Origin of the sequence: Streptomyces sp. Y7 (genome assembly GCF_043195415.1) — a bacterium.
Taxonomy (GTDB): domain Bacteria; phylum Actinomycetota; class Actinomycetes; order Streptomycetales; family Streptomycetaceae; genus Streptomyces.
This window is the reverse complement of the sequence record NZ_JBIDDQ010000005.1, coordinates 318356-339454: the sequence shown is the minus strand read 5'-3', so window position 1 is coordinate 339454 and position 21099 is coordinate 318356. Positions and strand designations below refer to the sequence as shown.

Sequence of the window (21099 nt, the reverse complement as noted above, 5' to 3'; positions counted from 1 at the left end):
GGTAAGGTTAGGCTTACCTAAGTCGTTGCGAACCCGATGTGGGAAAGGTGCTCATGCCTGCTGCCGCCTGCTCTGAGCCTACGCCCGCCGAGCGTGCCCGCTCGGTGCTCTCGGCGGCCGGCTCGCTGACCGTCACCACGCAGGGCCACCGCGTCGAACTGATCGGTCTGCACACCGTCGACGCCGCCGCACGTCTGCTCCTCAACAACCCGCCGGACGGACACCTCGCCGCCGAACTGGCCGTGGCGCCGCACGGCGATCTCGCCGCCCTGGTGGAGTTCACCGACGTCGCCCCCGTCGCCGTACGCGAACGCGTGCGCGCCCGGCTGACGCTGGGCGGCTGGCTGACCGTCCTCGGCCCGAAGGCGCTGGTGTTCCATCCGGCCCGGGCCGTGCTCACCGAGGACGGCGGGACGGCGGTGATCGGCCTCGACGAACTGGCCCTCGCCTCACCCGATCCGCTGGCCACGCACGAGGCGGAGATGCTGGCCCGGCTGGACGCGGCCCACGCCGACACCGTGGCCCCGCTCGCCCGGCTGCTCCCGGCGAAGCAGCAGCTCGGCGCGTGCGAGGTACGGCCGTTGCGGCTCGACCGGCACGGCCTGGTGCTCCGCTCGGAGACACCGGACTCCCACCACGACACCCGGCTGCCCTTCGCCACCGCGGCCACCCACCCGGGCGATGCGGTACGTCAGATCCACGTCCTGCTCGCCCGGGCCACCGCCCGCCCGCGCCGCAGGCGCCTGCCGACCACGTCGTAGGCGCCGGGCGCACCCACAGCCGCCGGCCTCCGGGTCGCTCGCGGAGGCTCCCGTCTCCTCCCGCGAACGAACCCGGAGGCCGGCTCTCAGCCACGGGCTCCCGTCTCCAGCCGCCGCGTCGTCTCCATCAGGGAGACCGTGAACGGATGCCGGGGCTCGGTCAGGACGCGTGATACCGGGCCCTGTTCGACGATCTCCCCCGCGTCCAGGACGGCGACGCGGTGGGCCAGGCGTGCCGTGTCCAGGTCGTGGGTGACGAGCACGAGCGACAGGCCGTCCCCCTCCTGGACCAGGCCCGCGAGGACGTCGAGGATGCCGCGCCGGGTGACCGTGTCCAGCCCGGAGGTGACCTCGTCGCAGATCAGCACCCGGGGACGGGCCAGCAGGGCGCGGGCCAGGGCGGCGCGCTGGAGTTCGCCGCCGGAGAGCGCACCGGGGCGTCGACGGGCCAGGTCCGGTGACAGGCCGAGGCGGTCCAGGGTGGCCGATGCCTCCTGGGTGGCCGCCCGTTCACCGGCGCCGCGCAGCCGTACCGCCGTGCGGGCCACCTGTGCCAGCACCGGCCGGTGTTCGTCGAAGGCGGCGCGGGCGTCCTGGAAGACGTACTGCACGGCGGCCAGTCGGGCACGGCCGCGGTGGCGCAGGCTGCGTGGCAGGGGCGTGCCGTCGAGCAGGATCTCGCCGGAGTGCTCGCGGTGCAGGCCCGCGAGGCAGCGGGCGAGCGTGGTCTTGCCGCTGCCGGAGCGGCCGACCACGGCGAGACACTCACCGGGATGGAGGACCAGGCGCGGGGCGCGCAGCACGACGGTGCGGCCGTCGTGCACGGCCGTCAGGTCCCGTACGGCCAGTACCGGCCGGCTCACGTCCTGCCCCGTCTCCTCCGGCGGGGACGTGCTGCTCCGGTCGTCGAGCAGCCGACGGGTCCACTCGTGCCGGGGCGCCGCCCACAGCCGTCGCGGCGGCCCCGACTCGACGACCCGGCCCGCGCGCAGCACGAGGACCTCGTCGGCGAGCGCGCGGACCACGTCCAGGTCATGGCTGAGCAGCACGACCGCGATGCCGCGTGCCGCGACCGCCGCCAACTGCTCGACGATCCGGTTCTTCGTCAACGCGTCCTGGCCGGTGGTGGGTTCGTCCGCGACGATCACCCGGGCGCCGAGCAGCAGTGCCTGGGCCAGGACGACCCGCTGCTGCTGGCCGCCGGAGAGCTGGTGCGGATGACGCCTCAACAGCACATCTGCGTCCGTCAGTTGGGCGTCCGACAGGGCTCGCAGGACCAGGGCGCGGGCCGCCGCGCGCCGCTGGGCCCGCGGCAGGTGGCGGACCTGAGGGCGGGCGATGTCGTGGAGCAGTGCGCCGACGCGGCGAGCCGGATTGAGGACGGCGGCGGGGTGCTGGGGGACGTACCCCACGCGGCCGTCGCCGGTCAGCCGTACCTCACCCGTGACCCGGGCGCCGGGCGGGTACTCGCCGAGCAGGGCGAGCCCGGTGCTGGTCTTTCCGCTGCCGGACGCGCCGACCAGGGCCGTCACCCTGCCCGGCAGCACCTTCACCCGCACTCCGTCGACGATCGCGCGGCCGTCGACCTCGATGCGCAGATCCCGGATCTCGGCGACGGCGGCATCCGTCGCCGTGGACACCGGCGTCCCCCCTTCCGCCGTCACGGGCCTGCCGTCCCCCGCGGTCACCGAAGCTCCATCTCCCCGCATCATCGGCGCCCCTTCCTCTCCAGAGCCGCGTCGAAGAGCAGGTTCGTCCCCATCGTCAGCGCCACGATCAGCAGTGCGGGCACGACCACGGCCCAGGGCTGCACCATCAGGCCGGTGCGGTTGCGGTCGACCATCACCGCCCAGTCCGCGGCGTCGGGCGCGACACCGACCCCGAGGAACGCGGCCGTCGACACCAGGTACAGCACGCCCGTCAGCCGGATGCCGGCGTCGGCGGCGAGGGTGCGCAGCGTCGAGCGGCCGACGTACCCGACGGCGATCCGCCACCAGGTCTCGCCCTGCATCCGCAGCGCCTCCACGGCGGGGCGGGCCGCCGCCTCCCCGGCCGCGGCCCGTACGATCCGGGCCGCGTCGGGCACGTTGACCAGCGCCACGAGCAGCGCGACTCCCACGGCTCCGGGGGCGATCACGGAGGCCACGAGCAGGATCAGCAGCAGCGACGGCACGGCCAGCAGCACGTCCAGCGGCCGCATCAGCAGGTCCTCCAGCCACCGCAGCCGGGTGAGCGCGCCGGCCAGCGCGACCGGGACGGCGACGAGATAGGCGAGCGCGGTCGCGGTCAGGGCGGTGACCACGACGGTACGGCCTCCCAGAAGCGTCTGCCGCAGGACGTCGCGGCCCACGAAGTCGGTGCCGAGCCAGTGGCCGTCGCCGAGGGCGAAGGAGGTGGCGCGCGGTCCCGGGTCGCCCGCGACCAGCGGCCCCACGAGGGCGAGTGCGAGCGGGACGGCGACCACGGCGAGGCCGAGCGCGAAACGGCGGTGCGTCACGCGGCCACCCCCGCGCGGGGCGTGAGCCGGTGGGCCACCAGATCGGCACCGAGGTTGAGCAGCACCGTCAGTACCCCGAACACCACGGCCAGCCCCTGCACCACCGGTACGTCGCGTTCGGCGACGGCGTTGAGGAGGACCGTGCCCAGGCCCGGGATCACGAACAGGGCCTCCACGACGATGACGCCGCACAGCAACCAGTCGACGGTGCGCGCGAGTTGCTGCGCCGCCGGGGCGAGGGCGTTCGGCAGCGCGTGGGCGTGGCGGACGCGGGCGCCGGGGACGCCGCAGCGGCGGGCGTGGGCGACGTACGGGGAGGCCAGGGCGTCGACCATGCCGGCCCGCACCAGGCGGGACAGGGAGCAGACCGGGCGGGACAGCAGGACCAGCACGGGCCGCACCAGCACCGCCGGATGGGCGAGCAGGTCGCCGCCGTGGCCGACGGCCGTGGGCGGCAGCCACGCCAGTTTCAGGGCGAGGACCGTCACCAGCAGTACTCCGAGGGCGAACTCGGGGACCGCGTAGACGGCCAGCGTCACCGAGCTCACCAGCCGGTCCACGAGGCCCCCTTCGTGGCGCGCGGCGAGGACGCCGAGGCCGAAGCCGAGCGGGACGAGCAGCGCCAGGGTGAGTGCGGCGAGGGTCAGGGTCGGACCGAAGGCGTCGGCGATGTACCCGGAGACCGGCCGGCCGGAGGTCAGGGAGGTGCCGAAGTCTCCGTGCGGCAGGCCCGTCGCCCAGTCCGTGAGGCGTTCGTACGCGGGCCGGTCCAGGTCCATCGCCTCGCGGATCGCCGCGATGCGGGCCGGGTCGGGCTGGTCACCGGCGAGGGTCACCGCCGCGTCGCCCGGCAGTGCCTCGGTGAGCGTGAAGACGAGCAGGACGACGGCCGCGGTCTGGGCTGCGCCGAGGACGAGGCGCCGGGCGACGAAGGACGTGCCGCGGTGGGCGGTCCGCCGAGTGCGGGTCCGTCGTCGCTGGTCGCGCAGTTCCCCGCGCCCCTTCACGGCGTTGTCGGCCCACGGGGTCCTCACGCCAGCCACACCTTGTCGAAGCGGGCCCAGTCGAGGGTGTTGGCGGGGGCCTTCCTCTCGACTCCCCTCACCGTGCGCGCCGTTGCGATGATCCAGTCGGCGAAGCCCCAGACGAGGAAGCCGCCCTCGGCGTACAGGCGGCGCTGCATGCGCGCGTAGACGGCCGCCCGCTCGGTCCTGTCGCCGGTGGACTGGGCCTGCCGGTAGAGGGCGTCGAAGTCCTTGTGCCGCCACTTGGTGGCGTTGGTGGTGGAGTCGGTGAGCAGGCGCTGGGAGATGTGGGCCTCGACGGGCATGGCCCCGGAGCGGTAGCAGCACAGGGTGCCGCCGTCGAGGATGTCGCTCCAGTAGGAGTCCTTGCTGCCCATCTTCACGTCGATCGTGACGCCCGCCTTCGCGGCCTGGTCGCGGAAGATGCCGGCGGCCTCGGTGAACCCGGCGGCGACGGCGGAGGTGTCCAGGGTGACCTTGAGGTTCTCGGCGCCGGCCCGCCTGAGCAGGGACCGGGCGCGGTCGAGGTCCTGGGTGCGCTGCGGCAGGTCGGCGGCGTAGTACTCGTAGCCCTTGCCGAACAGGTCGTTGCCGACCTCGCCCGCGCCGGACAGCGCGCCGTCGACGAGTTCCTGCCGGTCGGCGATGAGGAAGAACGCCTCGCGTACCCGCTTGTCGTCGAAGGGCGCGCGGTCGGTCTTCATGCAGAACGCCTGCATGGCGCTGTTGCGCAGCCGCACGATCTCGATCCGTCCCCCGCCCTCGTGGGCGCGGGCCGTCGTCGGGTTGAGCTCGTGCGCGTACTCGACCTGGCCGCCGAGGAGGGCGTTGACGCGGGCGGACTCCTCGTTGGCGACGACGAACTCGATCTCGTCGAGGAGCGGGGCGCCGTCCCAGTGGTCGTCGAAGCGGCGGAAGACGGCGGAGCGGCCGGGCGCGAAGGACACGAACCGGAAGGGTCCGGAGCCGATCGGCCGGTCGTCGAACTCGGTGGCGTTCTCCGGGACGATGTACGCGCCGAACGCGGCCAGTACGTTGGGGAATTCGGCGGTAGGCCGCTTGAGCACGAACTCGATGCTCCGCTTGCCGGTGGCCCGGCTGGCGTCGAGGTCGATGGGCTCCAGGGACGCCTTCGCGCGGAACGCCTGCTTCGGGTCGGCGATCCGGCGGTAGCTGTAGAGGACGTCCTCGGCGGTGACCGGCTTCCCGTCGTGGAAGGCGGCCTGACGCAGCGTCACCTGCCAGCGGTCCAGGGTCTTGTTGGACTCCCACTTCTCGGCCAGGCGGGGGACCGCGGAGAGGTCCGCGTCGTAGTCGGCGAGCTTGTCGAAGAGCGCCTTGGCCCGGGCGACGTCCGCGAAGAGGTTGGCCAGGTGCGGATCGAGCGTCTCGCTCGCGCCACCACCGGCGAAGGCCGCGCGCAGCCGGCCGCCGCGCTTCGGGGTGCCGTCGGTGCCGCCGTCCGCCTTGTCGTCGGTGCCGCCGGCACAGCCGGCGAGGGCGAGGGCGGCGGCGCCCGTGGTGGCGGCGAGGAAGCCGCGTCGGCGCAGGCCGGGGAAACGTTCGTCGTTCATGAGTGGTCCTTCTTGTCTTTCGGATCAGGGGGTGTGCAGACGCGCGACGACGTGCAGCCGGTCCGCGTCGGCGCGGGTGCCGGGCAACTCGCCCTGCCGCCACGGGGGTTCGGTGCGCGGGCCGGGGCCGTCGTGGAGTTCGAGCACCTCGAAGCCGTGCGCGGCGAGGAAGTGCCGCAGTTCCTGTGGGAACAGCAGCCGCCAGGCGGAGCGCTGTTCGACGGGCGGTGAGCCGTCGTCGGATGTCCACAGGCGGGTACGGCGCAGGAGTTGGGCGGTGCGGTCGACGGTCAGGGTGGTGGTGGAGCGGTAGCCGGTGCCCCGCCAGGTGAAGGAGGCGACGGACGGGCTGCCGAGGAGATCGGTACGGCCCAGGAGGTACGCCCCGTTGCGCATCTCCGCGACCAGCAGCCCGCCCCGGGCGAGGGAGCGGCGGCAGGAGGCGAGGAAGCCGTCGAGCTGGTCGTTGGTGTGGCAGTACAGCAGGGAGCTGTCCAGGCAGACCACGGCGTCGAAGGCGTCCCGGCCCAGCTCGAAGCCGTGCAGGTCCGCCCGGACGTACGCCGGGCCGGGGTGTTGGGCGCGGGCGTGCGCCAGCATCGCCTCCGAGAGGTCGGCGCCGGTCACCGTACGGCCCACGGAATGCAGGTGGGCGGCGTCGCGGCCGGTGCCGCAGCCCATGTCGAGGACGCGCGGGCCGGCGCCGTGGCGGCGCAGGCAGTCCTCGGCCCAGCGTCCGGCGAGCCGGTCGGGATCGGGGAAACGGGCCTCGTAGAGGGCGGGGTGGTCGGTGAGGAGGTTGGCGCCGGTCATGCGTCGGCCTTCTCCCGCACCGGCTGCGCGGGCGTCGGCAGCGCTCCGCGGCGACGCAGCCACGCGACCCCGCCGGCGGAGAGCGCCCCGAACAGCGCGCAGCACACCCACGGCAGCCACGGACGCCCTCCGTGCTCCCCCGCGTCCATGGCCCATCCGACGACGGCGTTGCCGAGGGCCGCGGCGATGCCCGAGACGACGTAGAAGATCCCGAAGTACGTGCCGGTCAGCTCGGGCCGGCCGAAGCGGGGGATCAGCTCCATCACGAACGGCGAGGCGATCATGATGCCGAGGTAGAGCAGCAGCGCACTGGCGAGGACCGGCACGGCACCCGCGGCGAGGACCGGTGGCACGAAGGCCAGCCCCATCACCGCGAGCCCGGTGGCGATCCAACCCGCCCTGCTGCCACGGGACTTCAGGCTGCGGGTGATCCTGAGCTGCAGGGCCAGGTTGGCGACCGTGCCGACGAGGAAGACGAGTCCCGCGGCCCCGTCCCAGCCGGTGGCCCGCCTGGCCCCGTCCGGCAGCAGCAGGTACAGCTGGTTCTCCAGGGTGAACATGCCGACCATGGCGAGTGAGAAGGCCAGGAAGGCCCGGTTGCCGAGCACCTCACGCCAGTCCCCGAGGACCCCGCTGCCGCTCGGCTCGACCTTGCGCGCGGGCAGGACGAGGGCCTGCGCCACGGTGAGCACGGCGAAGATGCCGGCGGCGGTCAGCGCGGAGGTGCGGAAGTCGACGAGGAGCAGGGCGCTGCCCAGCAGCGGCCCGACGAGCGCTCCGGTCGTGGCGAACACGTTGAACAGGGCGAACGCCTCCGCCTTGCGCTCCCCCGCCTCCTGTGCGAGGTAGGCCCGCACGGCCGGGTTGAACAGCGCCCCCGCGAGCCCGCTGAGCACGGACGCGGCGAGCAGCACCGGCAGCCCGTCGCCCAGCGCGAACAGCGCGAACCCGACGGTCCGCAGCGCGCACCCGGCGATGATGACGCCCCGTGCCCCGAGCCGGTCGGCGGCCGAGCCGCCGATGATGAACAGGCCCTGCTGGCTGAGGTTGCGCACGCCGAGGACGATGCCTACGACCGCCGCCGACATGCCCAGGTTCTCGCCGAGGTGGGTGGCGAGGTAGGGGATGAGCAGGTAGAAGCCGGTGTTGACGCCGAGCTGGTTGACCAGCAGCAGCTGGACGGCGAGCGGGAACCCGCGCATCTCACGCCACGTCCTCATGGGCGCTCACCTCCTCGACTCCCAGTCCGGGCAGGCCACTCGGGCGCACGAAACCGTCGGCGCCGCCGATGCCGCGCCACGGGTCGTGGGCGAGCAGCAGGTGCCCGTCCAGGTCGGCCCAGCGGGCGCGGTCGGCGAGGTGCACGGCGGGCGCGAGGCCGAGGCTGCTGGCGGTGAGGCAGCCGAGCATCAGCTCGGTCCCGCTGCCGTCGAGCAACTCGGCGATGCGCAGGGCGGCGCGGACTCCGCCGCACTTGGCGAGCTTGACGTTGACGCCGTGGACGCGCCCGGCGAGCCGCCGTACGTCGTCCTCGCCCACCGCGTCCTCGTCGGCGATGACGGGCAGCGGAGACCTCTCGGCGAGGGCGCCCAGCGCGTCCGGGTCGCCGGGTGGCAGCGGCTGTTCGACGGCCTCGACGCCGAGTGCGGCGAACCGGGGCAGCAGCCGCTCGGCCTGCGCCTTGCTCCAGGCCCCGTTCGGGTCCAGCAGCAGCCGCGCTCGGGGGGCCGCGTCCCGCACGACCCGTATCCGTTCCACGTCGTCCTCGGGGTCGGGTGAGCCGGCCTTCACCTTGAGGACCTCGAATCCGCTCGCGGCCAGGCGCCGGGCCGCGGCGGCGGCGTGCGTGAGCGAGGTGATGCCGATGGTGCGTGCGGTGGCGACGCCGAACGACGCCTCGGTGCCGAGGAGCCGGTGGACGGGCACACCGGCCCGCTTGCCGGCGAGGTCCAGCAGCGCGGACTCGACGGCGGCGGTCACGGCCGGGGGTATGGCACCGGAGGGCGGGGCCTCCAGGGCGCTCTCGGGGTCGGGGAACCGTTCCAGGCCGACGGCCGGGATCAGCCGGACGAGCGTGGCGGCGTCCAGCCCGTAGTACACGCTGCTGACGGCCTCGCCGTGTCCGGTGACGCCGTCGTGCTCGACGCTCAGCCACACGGCGTCGCGGGCGGTCATGACGGAGCGGGAGATGCGCAGCGGCTCGGCGAGTTCGAGTCGTACGGTGCGCAGGCGGGCCTTCATCGTGTCCTTCCGGCGGAGAGTGGATCGGCGACCCGCGCGCACCGCGCCCACCCGCTCGCCTCGGCGGCGCAGGGGTGCGGTATCTCCACGGGCCGGGTGGCGGCGCCGGCCAGGTCGAGGCCGTGGGCGGCGATGAAGTCGTCGTCGTAGACGGTGCCGAGGTAGCGGTGCGGCCCGTCGGGGAACACGGTCGCGACGACCGCGCCGGGGTGCACGCGGGCCGCCCAGGCGGCGACGCGGGCGACCGCGCCGGTGCTCCAGCCGCCGCTGACGAACGAGCCCCGGGCGAGCCGCCGGCAGCTGTCCACGGCTTCGGCGGGGCCGATCCAGTGGACCTCGTCGAAGGCGTCGTAGGCGACGTTGCGCGGGTGGATGCTGCTGCCGAGGCCGCGCATCAGGCGGGGCCGCGCCGGCTGGCCGAAGATCGTCGAGCCGGTCGCGTCGACGCCGATCAGGCGCAGCGCGGGCCAGCGCCGGCGCAGCGGGCCGATGACGCCGGCACTGTGTCCGCCGGTGCCGACGCTGCACACGAGGATGTCCAGGTGGTCGAGCTGGGCGGTGAGCTCGGCGGCGAGGGAGGCGTAACCGGCGGTGTTGTCGGGGTTGTTGTACTGGTCGGGCCAGTAGGCGCCGGGGAGTTCCGCGAGCAGTTCGCGCAGCCTGCCGAGCCGGGCCGCCTGCCAGCCGCCCGGCACGGAGGGGCGGTCGACGAGCTCCAGCCGGACGCCGTGCGCGCGCAGCAACTGCCGCATGGACGGCTCCAGTTCGCTGTCGCCGACCAGGACGACGGGGTGGCCGAGCGCCTGCCCGGCGAAGGCGAGCCCGATGCCGAGGGTGCCGGAGGTGGACTCCACCACGGGTGCCCCGGGGCGCAGTTCGCCGCGTTCGCGCGCGCCGAGCAGCATCGACACGGCGGCCCGCGCCTTCATGCCGCCCGCGGCGAGTCCTTCGAGCTTGGCCCAGAACCCGGGGTGGGCCTCGGGCAGTCCGGCCGTGACGCGTACGACCGGGGTACGGCCGAGCAGGGCCAGCAACTCCTGCCGGGCGGTGGGGCGTACGGCCGTGGCGGTCATCGTTCGCCTCCGGGACAGCGGTAGCGGTGGACGACGCCGGCGCCGCCGTCGAGCCAGAAGAAGGGGTACGGCTCCGCGCACACCGCGGTGACACCGTGCCCCAGGAAGCGGGGCAGCACGGCGCTGCCGGTCTGCGCGAACAGCACCAGCCGCTTGCCGTGCCGCAGGGCGTGCGCGCGCAGCGGTTCGAAGGTGCCGTTGCCCAGGGTCATCCCGGAGACCAGCAGCGCGTCGCAGCTCCCGGCGGCGGCGAGCGCGTCGGCGGTGACGGGCTCGCCCCACTCGGTGACGCCGCCCTTGAGGTCGCACGGCACGTAGCCGAGCCCGCGCGAACGCAGCGCTTCCAGAAGGGAGTTGACGACGCCGACGACCAGCACGGTGCCGCCGTCCGGGAGGTCCAGCAGGTCCACCACGGCGCTCGCGCGGGCCCGGGACTTCTCCAGCGACGACCCGGCGGGCAGGGCGACGGGGTGCGCGCCGTGTTCCGGGGTGTGCGGGGCGATGTGCATCAGGTAGGCGTCGAGGGCGGCGACGCGCACCGCGGGCAGCGGATGGCCGAGGAGGCGTGCCACGTCGGCGCCCACGCAGTCGTCGAGGGCGCTGTCGGGCAGTTCGCCGGGCTCGACGGCGCACGAGCCGACGGCCTCGGCGAGCCGCAGGCTGAGCACCTCGTTGCGGTAGCCGGTGCCGCGCCCGTCGTGCCGTACGGCCTGCCGGGTGGTGAAGGCGACGGCGATGCGCAGCGTGCGCGGGTCGGGCCCGAGGACACCGGCACGGACGTCGGCGACGAGCGCGTCGTAGGTCCGGCCGGGTGCCGTCGGCCGGGCGGTGGCGGCGGTCATCGGATCACCAGCCCCGCGCGCAGGTCGGCCAGCATCCGCTCGACGCGGTCGCGGGCGCCGGGGCCGTCGGGGTCGCCCGCCATGACGTGGCCCAGGTACTCGTTGTTGCTGCCGGCGGCCCGTACGGCGGTGCCGGGTTCGGCGAGACGCACCTCCAGCACTTCCGGTGCGTCGGCGAGCCGGTGGGCGTCGAGGGCTTCGAGCGTGCCGGCTCGGTCCGGGACGAGGAAGCCGATGGCGGCGCTGCGCAGCCCGGTGTCGGTGCGCCCGAGGTCGGGCCCGCGGCCGAGGGCGACGTCGACGAAGGCGGCGGCGAGGTCGACGCCGGTGACATGGCGGACGAGTTCGGTGATGCGGTTGCCGGCGGGCCGGGGGTTGACCTCGACGACGCGCGGTCCGGCGGAGGTCAGCTTGATCTCGGTGTGCGCGACGACGGCGTCCGTCAGGCCGAGCGCCTTGAGCGCGCCGAGGGCGGTCTGCTCGGCGGCCTCGAGGTCGGCGGGTGTCAGGGCGGCAGGGAACATGTGACCCGTCTCGATGAAGGCGGGCGCGCCCCCGACGCTCTTGTCGGTGACGCCGACGATGTGCACCGCGCCCGCGTGGGACACGGTCTCGACGCTGACCTCAGGGCCGTCGAGGAGCTCTTCGAGCAGGACGCCAGGGGTGCGGTGCTGCCCCCGCGCGTTGACCGGGAACTCCGCCAACGCCCGGAAGAGTTCGCCGAGTTCACTCTCGTGCTCGATGCGGCGGACGTACATGCCGGCGCACAGGTCGACCGGCTTGGCGACGAGCGGGTAGCCGATCTCGCGGGCGGCCCGCGCGAGGTCGGCCCACTCCTCGTGCACGGCGTGGCGCGGTCCGGGCAGGCCCGCCTCGGCGAGGACCCGGCGGGTGGCGTCCTTGCGGCAGGCGTTCCCCACGGCCTCGGGTCCGGGGCCCGGCAGCCCGAGATGCCCGGCGATGCGGGCCACGGCCGGCAGGTAGTAGTCGCAGGAGGTGATCACCCCGTCGAAGCCCAGCACCGAGTGCAGCCGTGCCACCTCGGGCAGCAGGGCGTCGGTGTCGTTGGTGTCGGCGGTGATGACGTTGCGGGCGCCGAGCAGCGGATGCGCGGCGCCCTCGGGCGCCGAGCGCAGGTAGTGATGCAGGTCACGGGTGAGGAAGGTGAACTCGTGCCCGCCCTCGCGGATGGCCCGTGGCAGCAGCCTGCTCATCGATCCGACCCAGCTCTCGACCATCAGCAGATGAGCCACAACTCCCCTTTTCCTGCCTTGAGTTACGTCGTCAGGGCAGCCCGGGGCACCCCTCGGCGAGAGGGGGCCGGACTTGACGCGCACACGTTATCGATAATCATTTTCATTTGCCACCCCGTTCTCACCCACCCCTCGAACCCCGGAGCGAACTTGTCCGCCCTGCCCCGTCCCACCGCCGTGCTGTGCGCCCTCGTGGCCGCGGCCGCCCTACTCCCCGTCGGCCCCGCCCGCGCGGCGGCCCCACTCGCGTTCGGCGCCTGCCCCGGCTCCGTACCGCGGCCGCCCGCCCCGGACCACGTGGAGTGCGGGCACCTCACCGTCCCCCTCGACCACCGCCACCCCTCGGGCCCGCGCATCGAGATCGCCGTCTCCCGCGTCCCCGCCTCCGGCACCCCCGCCGAGCGGCGCGGCATCCTCCTGGTGAACCCGGGCGGCCCGGGCGGCTCCGGCCTGCCCTACGCCGTGACCAAGCGCGCCAAACTCCCCGCGAGCGTGCGGCGTTCGTACGACGTCATCGGCTTCGACCCGCGCGGCGTCGGCGCCCGCACGCCCGTCGGCTGCGGCGCGATGGGCGGCCTGTTCACGGCTCCGGGCGCCGATCCGGTGCCGGTGGGCCCACGGGCCGAGCGGGCCCACCTCGCCGCACAGCGGGACATGGCCGACGACTGCGCGGCGAGCGCGGGCCCGCAGCTCCTGCGGTACCTGTCCACCGAGCAGACCGCGGACGACATGGACGCGATCCGCGCTGCCCTGGGTGAGCCACGCACGAGCTTCCTCGGTGTCTCGTACGGCAGTTACCTGGGCGCGGCCTACGCGGCGCGCCACCCGCACCGGGTGGGCCGGATGGTGCTGGACAGCGTGGTCGGGCCCTGGGGCTGGTACGACTTCGACGTGATCCAGAGCCGGGCACTGCTGCGCGGCCGCGACACGTTCCTCGACTGGGCCGCCGCCCGTCCGGACCGCTTCGGCCTGGGCGGCGACGGGGCCGCCGTACGGCGTGCGTACCTGCGCGTGCGCCACGGGCTGACCGCCCGCCCGGTGGACGGCTTCGGCCCGGCCGAGTTCGACCGGGCCGTCTACCGCGCCCTCGGCCGCACCGAGCGCTGGACCGGACTGGCCGACGGGCTGCGCGCGTACCTGACCGGAGGCGCCGTGGACGGCCTGCGCCCGCCCTCCGCCTTCGACGGTCCGGAGTCCCGCAACTACGAGGCCGCCAACCGGATCGTGAAGTGCGCGGACGGTCCGGGGCCCACCCCGCGCGAGATCGTGACCGACCTGCGGCGCATACGGCGTCTCGACCCGCAGCCGATCCTGACCGGCCTGGAGGCCACGACCTGCGCGTACTGGCACCACCGCCCCGACCGCCGTACCGCGCTGGGTGCTCCGGCCGCCCCGCCGGTCCTGCTGGTGGCCTCCGCGCACGATCCGGTGACGCCGATCCGGGGCGCGCGCGAGCTGCGGCGACTGCTGCCGGGCTCACGTCTGGTCACCCTGGAGAACGACTACTCGCACGGCGTGTTCGCCAGCCGGGGGAACGCGTGCGTGGACGGCACGGTGGCGGCCTATCTCGTGGACGGGGTTGTGCCGGGGAGCGACGTGGGTTGCGGCGGGGCGGGGCTGCCGGACGCCCGATGACACGACGGGCCGGCTCTGCCGGGGCGCGGTGATGCGTGTTCGTCCTCGAGGCCGGTTCGCAATCCCTCAGCCTGTCCGGGGATTGAGGACGAGGCTCGTTCAGGGGATCGGGGGCGGCAGCCCCGCAGACGCCGCCACCTGGAGATCACGGCACCCCCTGCGGGGACGTCACCCCAGGGGCTGCTCCGTCCAGATGACCTTGCCGTCGGGCGTGTAGCGCGTGCCCCAGCGCTCGGTCAGCTGGGCGACGAGGAACAGACCGCGGCCGCCCTCGTCGGTGCTCTGCGCGCGCCGCAGCCGCGGCGAGGTGCCGCTGCCGTCGGAGACCTCGCAGATGAGGGCACGGTCGCGGAGCAGACGCAGCTGGACCGGGCCCGTGGCGTGCCGGATGGCGTTGGTGACCAGCTCGCTGGCGATCAGTTCGGTGGTGAAGGCCAGGTGGTCGAGGCCCCACGTGGCGAGCTGGGCGGTGACCGCCGCCCGGGAGCGGGAGACGACCGCCGGGTCGCTGGGCAGGTCCCACTGCGCCACGCGGTCGGCGCCCAGGGTGTGCGTGCGGGCGACGAGCAGCGCGACGTCGTCGCCGGGGCGGGCCGGCAGCAGGGCGTCGAGGACGGTCTCGCAGGTCTCCTCCGGCGAGCGGTCGGCACCGGCCAGCACGGCGCGGAGCCGGTCGAGCCCGGCGTCGATGTCACGGTGCCGGTCCTCGACCAGACCGTCGGTGTACAGCACCAGCCGGCTGCCCTCGGCCAGCTCGGTCTCGACCGTCTCGAAGGGCATGCCGCCCAGGCCCAGGGGCGGGCAGGCCGGCAGGTCGACGAACTCGACGCTGCCGTCGGGCGCGACAACCGCGGGCAGGGGGTGTCCGGCGCGGGTGAGGGTGCAGCGCCTGGACACCGGGTCGTAGACGGCGTACAGGCAGGTGGCTCCGACGATGCCGGAGTCGGGGCTGTTCTCCGCCGCCCAGCCCTCGCCGCGGTCGAGCCGGCCGACCAGGTCGTCGAGGTGGGTGAGGAGGTCGTCGGGCGACAGGTCCAGGGAGCAGAAGTTGTGGACGGCCGTGCGCAGCCGGCCCATCGTGGCGGCGGCGTGCAGACCGTGCCCGACCACGTCACCGACGACGAGCGCGACGCGGGCGCCGGACAGCGGGATGACGTCGAACCAGTCGCCGCCGACACCGGCCTGCGCGGGCAGATAGCGGTAGGCGACCTCGACGGCGCTCTGCTCGGAACGGCCCCTCGGCAGCAGGCTGCGCTGAAGGGCGAGGGCGGTGTTGTGCTCGCGGGTGTAGCGCCGCGCGTTGTCGATGCAGATCGCCGCGCGGCCGACCAGCTCCTGGGCGAGGGACAGGTCGTCGTCCTCGAAGGAGCCGGGTTGCAGGGAACGGTAGAAGCTGACCACGCCGAGGGTCGTGCCCCGGGCCCGTAGCGGCACGGTGATCAGCGAGTGGATGCCCGCTTCGAGCACCGGCGTCAGCCGCTCGGGATCCTGCGCGATCCACCCGTCCGCCTCCGTCAGGACCGGTTCCATGACGGACTGCCTGGTCTCCAGGGAGCGGGCCTGCGGCGTGGACGGGACGTACTCGACGGTGTCCCCGACGTCGTACAGATTGTGCGGCTGCTTGCGTACGGCGCGGATGGCCACCCGGCGCAGCGCGGTACGGCCGCCGAGCGCCTCCGGTTCCTCGCCGCGCAGCACCGAGTCGGGCAGGTCGACCGCGACGAAGTCGGCGAACCGGGGGACCGTCACCTCGGCGAGTTCCTCGGCGGTGCTGGTGACGTCCAGGGTGGTGCCGATCCGCACGCTCGCGTCGTGCAGCAGCTCCAGCCGCCGCCGCGCGAGGACGGCCAGCCGGCCGACCCCGGGCTCTCCGACCAGGAGCAACCACCCGTCGGCGCTTGCGGATTCACCGTCCGGGGCGGCGGCGGGCGGGGCCGAGGACGTGTGCGGCGCGGACGTGCCGGGGGTGCTCGGCGGCCGCGGCGGTACGGCCGGTGTCCCCAGCGATTCCGGCGTCGGGGGCGTGCGCTGCGGTGCGGTGCCGACCCGGCCCGCCGCCGGTCCGGCCGGCCTGCGCACCGCCGATCCGAGCTGTCCCCGCGCCGCCGTCCCGGCCGGCCCGGGAGCCACGTCGAGATGGCTCAGGCGTGGGCCGCCCAGCACGCGGGCCTCGACCGCGACGCCGGTCTCCCCCGCCGCGCCCGTGACCTGGCGGCGCAGCAGGGTGGCGGTCCGGCCGCTGGGCAGGGTGATCTCGTCGAGGCTGTGGTGGGGAGAGGCCATGAGCTCCTCGGCCCTGGCGCGCAGCAAGGCCATGTCGACGCGGCCGAGTGCCCCGCCGTCCAGGTCGGGCCGCAGCCCGTCGGGCTGCGACGGCCAGCCCCGCGCATGGCCGTCGGCCCGCCGGTACGCGGCGAGGAGTGCGCGTTCGCGCAGGCTCGCCTGCTCCAGGAGCCGGGTCTCGATGCTCCGGGCGGCCTCGCGGACCATCCGCACCATGGCGGGGTCGCCCTGGTCGCGCAGACACGTGATGTCGAGGACGGCCTCGATGCGTCCGCTGAGCGGGTCCCGGACGGGGGCGCCCGCGCAGGCGAAGGGCTGCAGGGAGTCGGCGAAGTGCTCGCGGCCGGCGATGTAGACGGGGCCGCGCTCGGCGAGAGCGGTGCCGACGCCGTTCGTGCCGACGACCGCCTCGGAGGCGTCGAACCCGGGGGCGAAGCGGACGGCGTCGAGACGGTCGCGCAGCTGCCGGTCGCCGCCGAGCCGCTCGACCATGCGGCCCTGTCCGTCGCACAGCGCGATCGTCATGCTCACATCGGCGAAAGAGCGAGTCAGGTCGGTGAGCACCGGGTCGGCGGCGTGCCGGAACCGGTCGTCCAGCCGGACGTCCTCGGTGTAGCGGACCAGCAGCCGGTGCGGCTCCAGGCCGACGGAGCGGCAGCGCTTCCAGGAGTCGAGCACCGAGTCCCGTACGTCCGACTCGACCAGTGAGCCGGCGAGGAATCGTTCATGGGCATCGACGAGACCGCCGATGTCGTCCCAGGCGACGGACAACGGGACCACTTCCTCACCCGAAGCCGTCCGGCCGCGCACCACTGCCCGGCCCGCGACCCGGGGGCTTCGCCAAGCGTTATCACCCTAAGCCTTCCGTGACGCGCATCACAATCGATCGCCGGCCCTCCGCGAGGGACGGTGACCGCCGGGGGCAGGGCGGAGGGCGTTGTCAGTGGTGGCAGGCAGGATGACGGGCATGACCACACCAGTTGCGCAGATCGTGGACGCCGCCGGATACGCGCGGGCCGTCGAGGACGTCGTGAAGGCCGCCGCCGCCTACTACACGGACGGCACGTCCCCGCTGGACGACGACAGCTACGACCGGCTGATGCGCGGGATCGCCGCGTGGGAGGCCGAGCACCCCGATCAGGTGCTGCCCGACTCACCGGCCGGGAAGGTCGCCGGCGGTGCCGTCGAGGGCGATGTGCCGCACACGGTGGCGATGCTGAGCCTGGACAACGTGTTCTCGGCCGAGCAGTTCACGGCGTGGACGGCCTCGCTGGCGCGCCGGATCGGGCACGAGGCGGAGAGATACAGCGTCGAGGCGAAGCTCGACGGTCTCGCGATCGCGGCCCGCTACACACGGGGGCGGCTGACGCGGCTGATCACCCGCGGCGACGGGACGGCCGGGGAGGACGTCTCGCACGCGATGAGCACGATAGAGGGCCTGCCCGAGACGCTGGCCGAGCCGGTCACCGTGGAGGTGCGCGGTGAAGTCCTGATGACGGGCGCGCAGTTCGAGCACGCCAACGAGGTGCGCACGGCGCACGGCGGGCAGCCGTTCGCCAACCCCCGCAACGCGGCGGCGGGCACCCTGCGGGCCAAGGACCGCGCCTACACGGTCCCGATGACGTTCTTCGGCTACGGCCTGCTGCCGCTGCCCGACACGGAGGAGGCTCTGACCGCGCGGCTGGACGGCCTCGCGCACAGCGAGCTCATGGAACTGGCCGGGCGGCTGGGCGTGCACACCACCGCCACCACCGAGGTGCCGGGCGTCACCGCCGCCACCACGGACGAGGTCCTCGCCCGGGTGCAGGAGATCGCCGCGCTGCGCGCGGGACTGCCGTTCGGGATCGACGGGATCGTCATCAAGGCCGACCTCGCCGCCGACCAGCGGGCCGCCGGTTCCGGATCGCGGGCCCCGCGCTGGGCGATCGCCTACAAGCTGCCGGCCGTGGAGAAGATCACCCGGCTCCTCGACGTCGAGTGGAATGTGGGCCGCACCGGCATCATCGCCCCGCGCGGCGTTCTGGAGCCGGTCGAGATCGACGGCTCCACCATCACCTACGCCACGCTGCACAACCCCGCCGACATCACCCGGCGCGATCTGCGGCTGGGCGACCGGGTGATGGTGCACCGCGCCGGGGACGTCATTCCGCGCATCGAGGCGCCCGTCGCCCACCTGCGTACCGGTGAGGAGAAGCCGATCGTCTTCCCCGAGGCGTGCCCGCGCTGCGGCTCGGCCATCGACACCGGCCAGGAGCGCTGGCGGTGCGAGCAGGGACGCAACTGCCATCTGGTCGCCTCCCTCTCCTACGCCGCGGGCCGCGACCAGCTCGACATCGAGGGCCTGGGCGCCACCCGTGTCGTGCAGCTGGTCGAGGCGGGCCTGGTCGCCGATCTCGCGGACCTGTTCACGCTGACCCGCGAGCAGCTCCTCGGACTGGAACGGATGGGTGAGACCAGCACCGACAATCTGCTGGCGGCCCTCGCCACGGCCAGGACCCGGCCGCTGTCGCGGGTGCTGTGCGCCCTGGGAGTCCGGGGCACGGGCCGCTCCATGTCCCGCCGTATCGCCCGGTACTTCGCCACCATGGACCATGTCCGTGCCGCCGACGCCGAGCAGTTGCAGCAGGTCGAGGGCATCGGGGCCGAGAAGGCACCGTCCATCGTCGCCGAACTCGCGGAACTGGCCGGGCTGATCGACAAACTCGCCGCCGCCGGGGTCAACATGACCGAGCCGGGCGCCACATACGCCCCCGTGGACACCACGGGCACCGGCACGGACCCCGCCGGGACCGACGCACCGGCCGCCGGGCCCCTCTCCGGGATGACCGTGGTGGTCACCGGCGCCATGACCGGCCCTCTGGAGAAGCTCAGCCGCAACCAGGTGAACGAACTGATCGAGCGGGCCGGTGGCCGCTCCTCGTCCAGCGTGTCCAGGAAGACCAGCCTCGTGGTGGCCGGGGAGGCCGCCGGCTCCAAGCGCGCCAAGGCCGAGGACCTCGGCATCCGGCTCGCCACACCGGACGAGTTCGCGCTGCTGGTCGCCGACTACGTCGAATGATCGCCGGGGGCGGGGTCCGCCCCGCCCACCTGCGACATTGTCATGGACGGGATGGAGGGGATCGGCGTATCGTGCCTCGGCCGCGTGCTGTTCCGCGGCCGGTGTCTCTTCTCTTCTCGCCCGTGGGGGGCTCATCACCATGTCCGCTTCCAATGACCTGCGTCCGCGTCCGCAGCTGCCGTCCGGCAGACCCGAATCGTCCGTCGGCCTGCTGGTTGTAGCCGTGGCGGGGCTGGCTCTGGCCGCTCTCTGCGATGTGTTCAGCCTGTTCGCCGGCTGGCGGCTCCGGGCGGTGTTCGAGGGAGACGGCGGTTTCCTCACGGCGCCGCAGAACGACCTGGAGTCCGCCGCCTCGCTGTACGACACGGCCGCGAGGTACCAGGTCATCGTGTACCTGCCGGCGGCGATCGCCTTCGTCGTCTGGTTCTTCCGCATGCGCCGCAACACAGGTCTCATGGCCCCGGACCGGTTCCGCAACGGCCCCGGCTGGGCCATCGGCGCCTGGCTGATCCCCCTGGCGAACCTCTGGCTGCCGTACCGCGTCGCCGTCGACATGTGGGGCGCCGCCACTCCGCTGCCGGCCGAGGGCGAGCGCTTCCGGGCACGGCTGTGGCCGGTGAACCTGTGGTGGGGCCTGTTCGTCTTCAGCGTTCTGTTCAACCGTTTCGCCGGCACGAAGTACAAGAACGCCGAGACCTTGACGGAGATCCGGGACGGCGTCGGGCAGTACATGGCGGCCGACGCGCTCCACATCGCCGCCGCCGCTGCCGCCATGTACTTCGCCATCCGGCTGACCACGATGCAGCGGTTCAAGGCGGCGGAGGGACCGTACGGGGGCGCGGTCGTCAAGGCGCCGGCGGCCTGAGCGCGGTCCCACCGGGCAATCCGCGGGAGCGGCACCCGGCCCCGCTCCCGCAGAGCCGTCCTCCCCGATTCGCGCCATACTCGACCCCATGCGGTCACTACGGGGCCTCGGCGGTCTCGCCGGCGGGCTGGCGCTGGTGGTCGCGGTGGGCTGCACCGGGAGTGACGGCGAGGGTGCCGCGGCCGTGCGTACGCCTTCGGCGTCGGTCCACAGCGAGAGCGAGACCCCCGGCGCGACGGGCTCGGTCTCACCCGGCCCCGTCGACCCGGTCTCCCTTCCGGCGCTGATGGAGCGCGAGCACCGCGGCTCGGATCTGCGGCTCGGTGCCGTGCGGGTGCGCACCGACGCCTATACGCAGTACGCGGTCACCTACCGGTCGAACGGCCTGACGATCTCGGGGATCATGAACGTGCCCCGGGGCGAGGGGCCGTTCCCGGCGCTGGTCCTGGCACACGGATACATCGACCCCGACGTCTACACCACCGGCCGCGGCATGCCCCGCGAGCAGGACGTCCTCGCCCGGAACGGCTATGTGGTCCTGCACACCGACTACCGCGACCACGCGGGCTCCGACGACGACCCCGACAACGACGTCAACCTGCGGCTGGGCTACACCGAGGACGTCATCAACGCCGTGCACGCCCTGCGCTCCGCCTCCCGGCCGGACATCGACGACGGGCGGATCGGTCTGCTCGGGCGGTCGATGGGCGGCGGGGTCGTGTACAACGCGCTGGTCGTGGCCCCGGGGCTGGTCGACGCCGCGGTGGTCTACGCGCCGGTCAGCTCGCGTCCGCAGGAGAACATCGACCAGTTCCAGCGGCCCGAGGGCGACCCGCTCGTCGAGGAGATCGAGGCCGCGCACGGCACGCCCGAGGAGAACCCCGAGTTCTGGCGCCGGGTCTCACCCGTCACCTACGTCGACCGGGTCACCGAGCCCCTGCTGATCCACCACGGCACCGCCGACGACACCTGTCCCCTGGCCTGGACGAGGGCGACGGTCGCGGCGTTCGAGAAGGCCGGCAAGGACGTGGAGCTGCGGACGTACCGGGGCGAGGGGCACACCTTCGGGCCGCGGTGGGCGGACTCGATGGACGTCACGATGAACTTCTTCGACCGGAACCTGCGTTGACCGGCCGGGAGAGCGGGGACGGCCGGGCCGTCCCCGGCCTCGGCGGCCTC

General features: G+C 74.0%; 16 protein-coding genes. 5 read left to right on the top strand and 11 right to left on the bottom strand.

Annotated features, from left to right (window positions below; all coding sequences use genetic code 11):
• Positions 1–53: 53 nt before the first annotated feature.
• Complete coding sequence (locus tag ACGFW6_RS16950) at positions 54–761, top strand: DUF2470 domain-containing protein (protein ID WP_393509605.1); 708 nt, start codon at positions 54–56, stop codon at positions 759–761.
• A gap of 86 nt (positions 762–847) precedes the next feature.
• Here the strand turns inward: ACGFW6_RS16950 and ACGFW6_RS16945 are convergent, their stop codons facing one another.
• The 10 genes from ACGFW6_RS16945 to ACGFW6_RS16900 are packed head-to-tail and all read right to left on the bottom strand — an operon-like array spanning position 848 to position 12079.
• Positions 848–2566 (bottom strand): ABC transporter ATP-binding protein, encoded by a 1719-nt coding sequence (locus tag ACGFW6_RS16945; RefSeq protein ID WP_393509898.1) that lies wholly within the window; start codon positions 2564–2566, stop codon positions 848–850.
• Positions 2470–3258, bottom strand: coding sequence for an ABC transporter permease (locus ACGFW6_RS16940; RefSeq protein ID WP_393509603.1), 789 nt, complete (start codon positions 3256–3258; stop codon positions 2470–2472). Before ACGFW6_RS16940 ends, ACGFW6_RS16945 begins: the two co-directional genes overlap by 97 nt.
• On the bottom strand, positions 3255–4247 hold the full coding sequence (locus tag ACGFW6_RS16935; protein ID WP_393509895.1) for an ABC transporter permease: 993 nt from the start codon (positions 4245–4247) through the stop codon (positions 3255–3257). Before ACGFW6_RS16935 ends, ACGFW6_RS16940 begins: the two co-directional genes overlap by 4 nt.
• A gap of 41 nt (positions 4248–4288) precedes the next feature.
• Entirely contained in the window at positions 4289–5857 is a 1569-nt protein-coding gene (locus ACGFW6_RS16930) for an ABC transporter substrate-binding protein (RefSeq protein ID WP_393509600.1), read from the bottom strand.
• Positions 5858–5881: 24 nt separating this feature from the next.
• Positions 5882–6670, bottom strand: coding sequence for a class I SAM-dependent DNA methyltransferase (locus tag ACGFW6_RS16925; RefSeq protein WP_393509597.1), 789 nt, complete (start codon positions 6668–6670; stop codon positions 5882–5884).
• Entirely contained in the window at positions 6667–7890 is a 1224-nt protein-coding gene (locus tag ACGFW6_RS16920; RefSeq protein ID WP_393509594.1) for an MFS transporter, read from the bottom strand. Before ACGFW6_RS16920 ends, ACGFW6_RS16925 begins: the two co-directional genes overlap by 4 nt.
• Positions 7874–8911: a dipeptide epimerase gene (locus ACGFW6_RS16915; RefSeq protein ID WP_393509591.1), complete on the bottom strand. Its 1038-nt coding sequence runs from the start codon at positions 8909–8911 to the stop codon at positions 7874–7876. The genes ACGFW6_RS16920 and ACGFW6_RS16915 overlap by 17 nt, the downstream gene beginning before the upstream one ends.
• Positions 8908–9984: a PLP-dependent cysteine synthase family protein gene (locus ACGFW6_RS16910; protein WP_393509588.1), complete on the bottom strand. Its 1077-nt coding sequence runs from the start codon at positions 9982–9984 to the stop codon at positions 8908–8910. The genes ACGFW6_RS16915 and ACGFW6_RS16910 overlap by 4 nt, the downstream gene beginning before the upstream one ends.
• Positions 9981–10826 carry a Rossmann-like domain-containing protein gene (locus ACGFW6_RS16905; protein WP_393509585.1) on the bottom strand — a complete coding sequence of 282 codons (846 nt, stop codon included), beginning with the start codon at positions 10824–10826 and terminating at the stop codon, positions 9981–9983. Before ACGFW6_RS16905 ends, ACGFW6_RS16910 begins: the two co-directional genes overlap by 4 nt.
• A complete protein-coding gene (locus ACGFW6_RS16900; RefSeq protein ID WP_393509582.1) occupies positions 10823–12079 on the bottom strand; it encodes an ATP-grasp domain-containing protein in 1257 nt (418 codons plus the stop codon). The genes ACGFW6_RS16905 and ACGFW6_RS16900 overlap by 4 nt, the downstream gene beginning before the upstream one ends.
• Before the next feature lie 150 nt (positions 12080–12229).
• Here ACGFW6_RS16900 and ACGFW6_RS16895 point away from each other — a divergent pair, with 150 nt between their 5' ends.
• Positions 12230–13714, top strand: a complete 1485-nt coding sequence (locus ACGFW6_RS16895) for an alpha/beta hydrolase (protein ID WP_393509579.1) — start codon at positions 12230–12232, stop codon at positions 13712–13714.
• 168 nt (positions 13715–13882) lie between these two features.
• Here ACGFW6_RS16895 and ACGFW6_RS16890 read toward each other — a convergent pair whose 3' ends face one another.
• The gene (locus ACGFW6_RS16890) at positions 13883–16777 is read right to left on the bottom strand and encodes a SpoIIE family protein phosphatase (RefSeq protein WP_393509576.1); all 2895 of its coding nucleotides are present in this window, start codon (positions 16775–16777) and stop codon (positions 13883–13885) included.
• A 187-nt stretch (positions 16778–16964) separates the two neighbouring features.
• Here ACGFW6_RS16890 and ligA point away from each other — a divergent pair, with 187 nt between their 5' ends.
• From ligA to ACGFW6_RS16875, 3 genes are all read left to right on the top strand, one after another.
• The gene (gene ligA / locus ACGFW6_RS16885) at positions 16965–19055 is read left to right on the top strand and encodes an NAD-dependent DNA ligase LigA (RefSeq protein ID WP_393509573.1); all 2091 of its coding nucleotides are present in this window, start codon (positions 16965–16967) and stop codon (positions 19053–19055) included.
• 139 nt (positions 19056–19194) lie between these two features.
• Positions 19195–19920 (top strand): DUF4328 domain-containing protein, encoded by a 726-nt coding sequence (locus ACGFW6_RS16880; protein WP_393509571.1) that lies wholly within the window; start codon positions 19195–19197, stop codon positions 19918–19920.
• Positions 19921–20008: 88 nt separating this feature from the next.
• The gene (locus ACGFW6_RS16875) at positions 20009–21049 is read left to right on the top strand and encodes an alpha/beta hydrolase family protein (protein WP_393509568.1); all 1041 of its coding nucleotides are present in this window, start codon (positions 20009–20011) and stop codon (positions 21047–21049) included.
• Positions 21050–21099 lie beyond the last annotated feature (50 nt).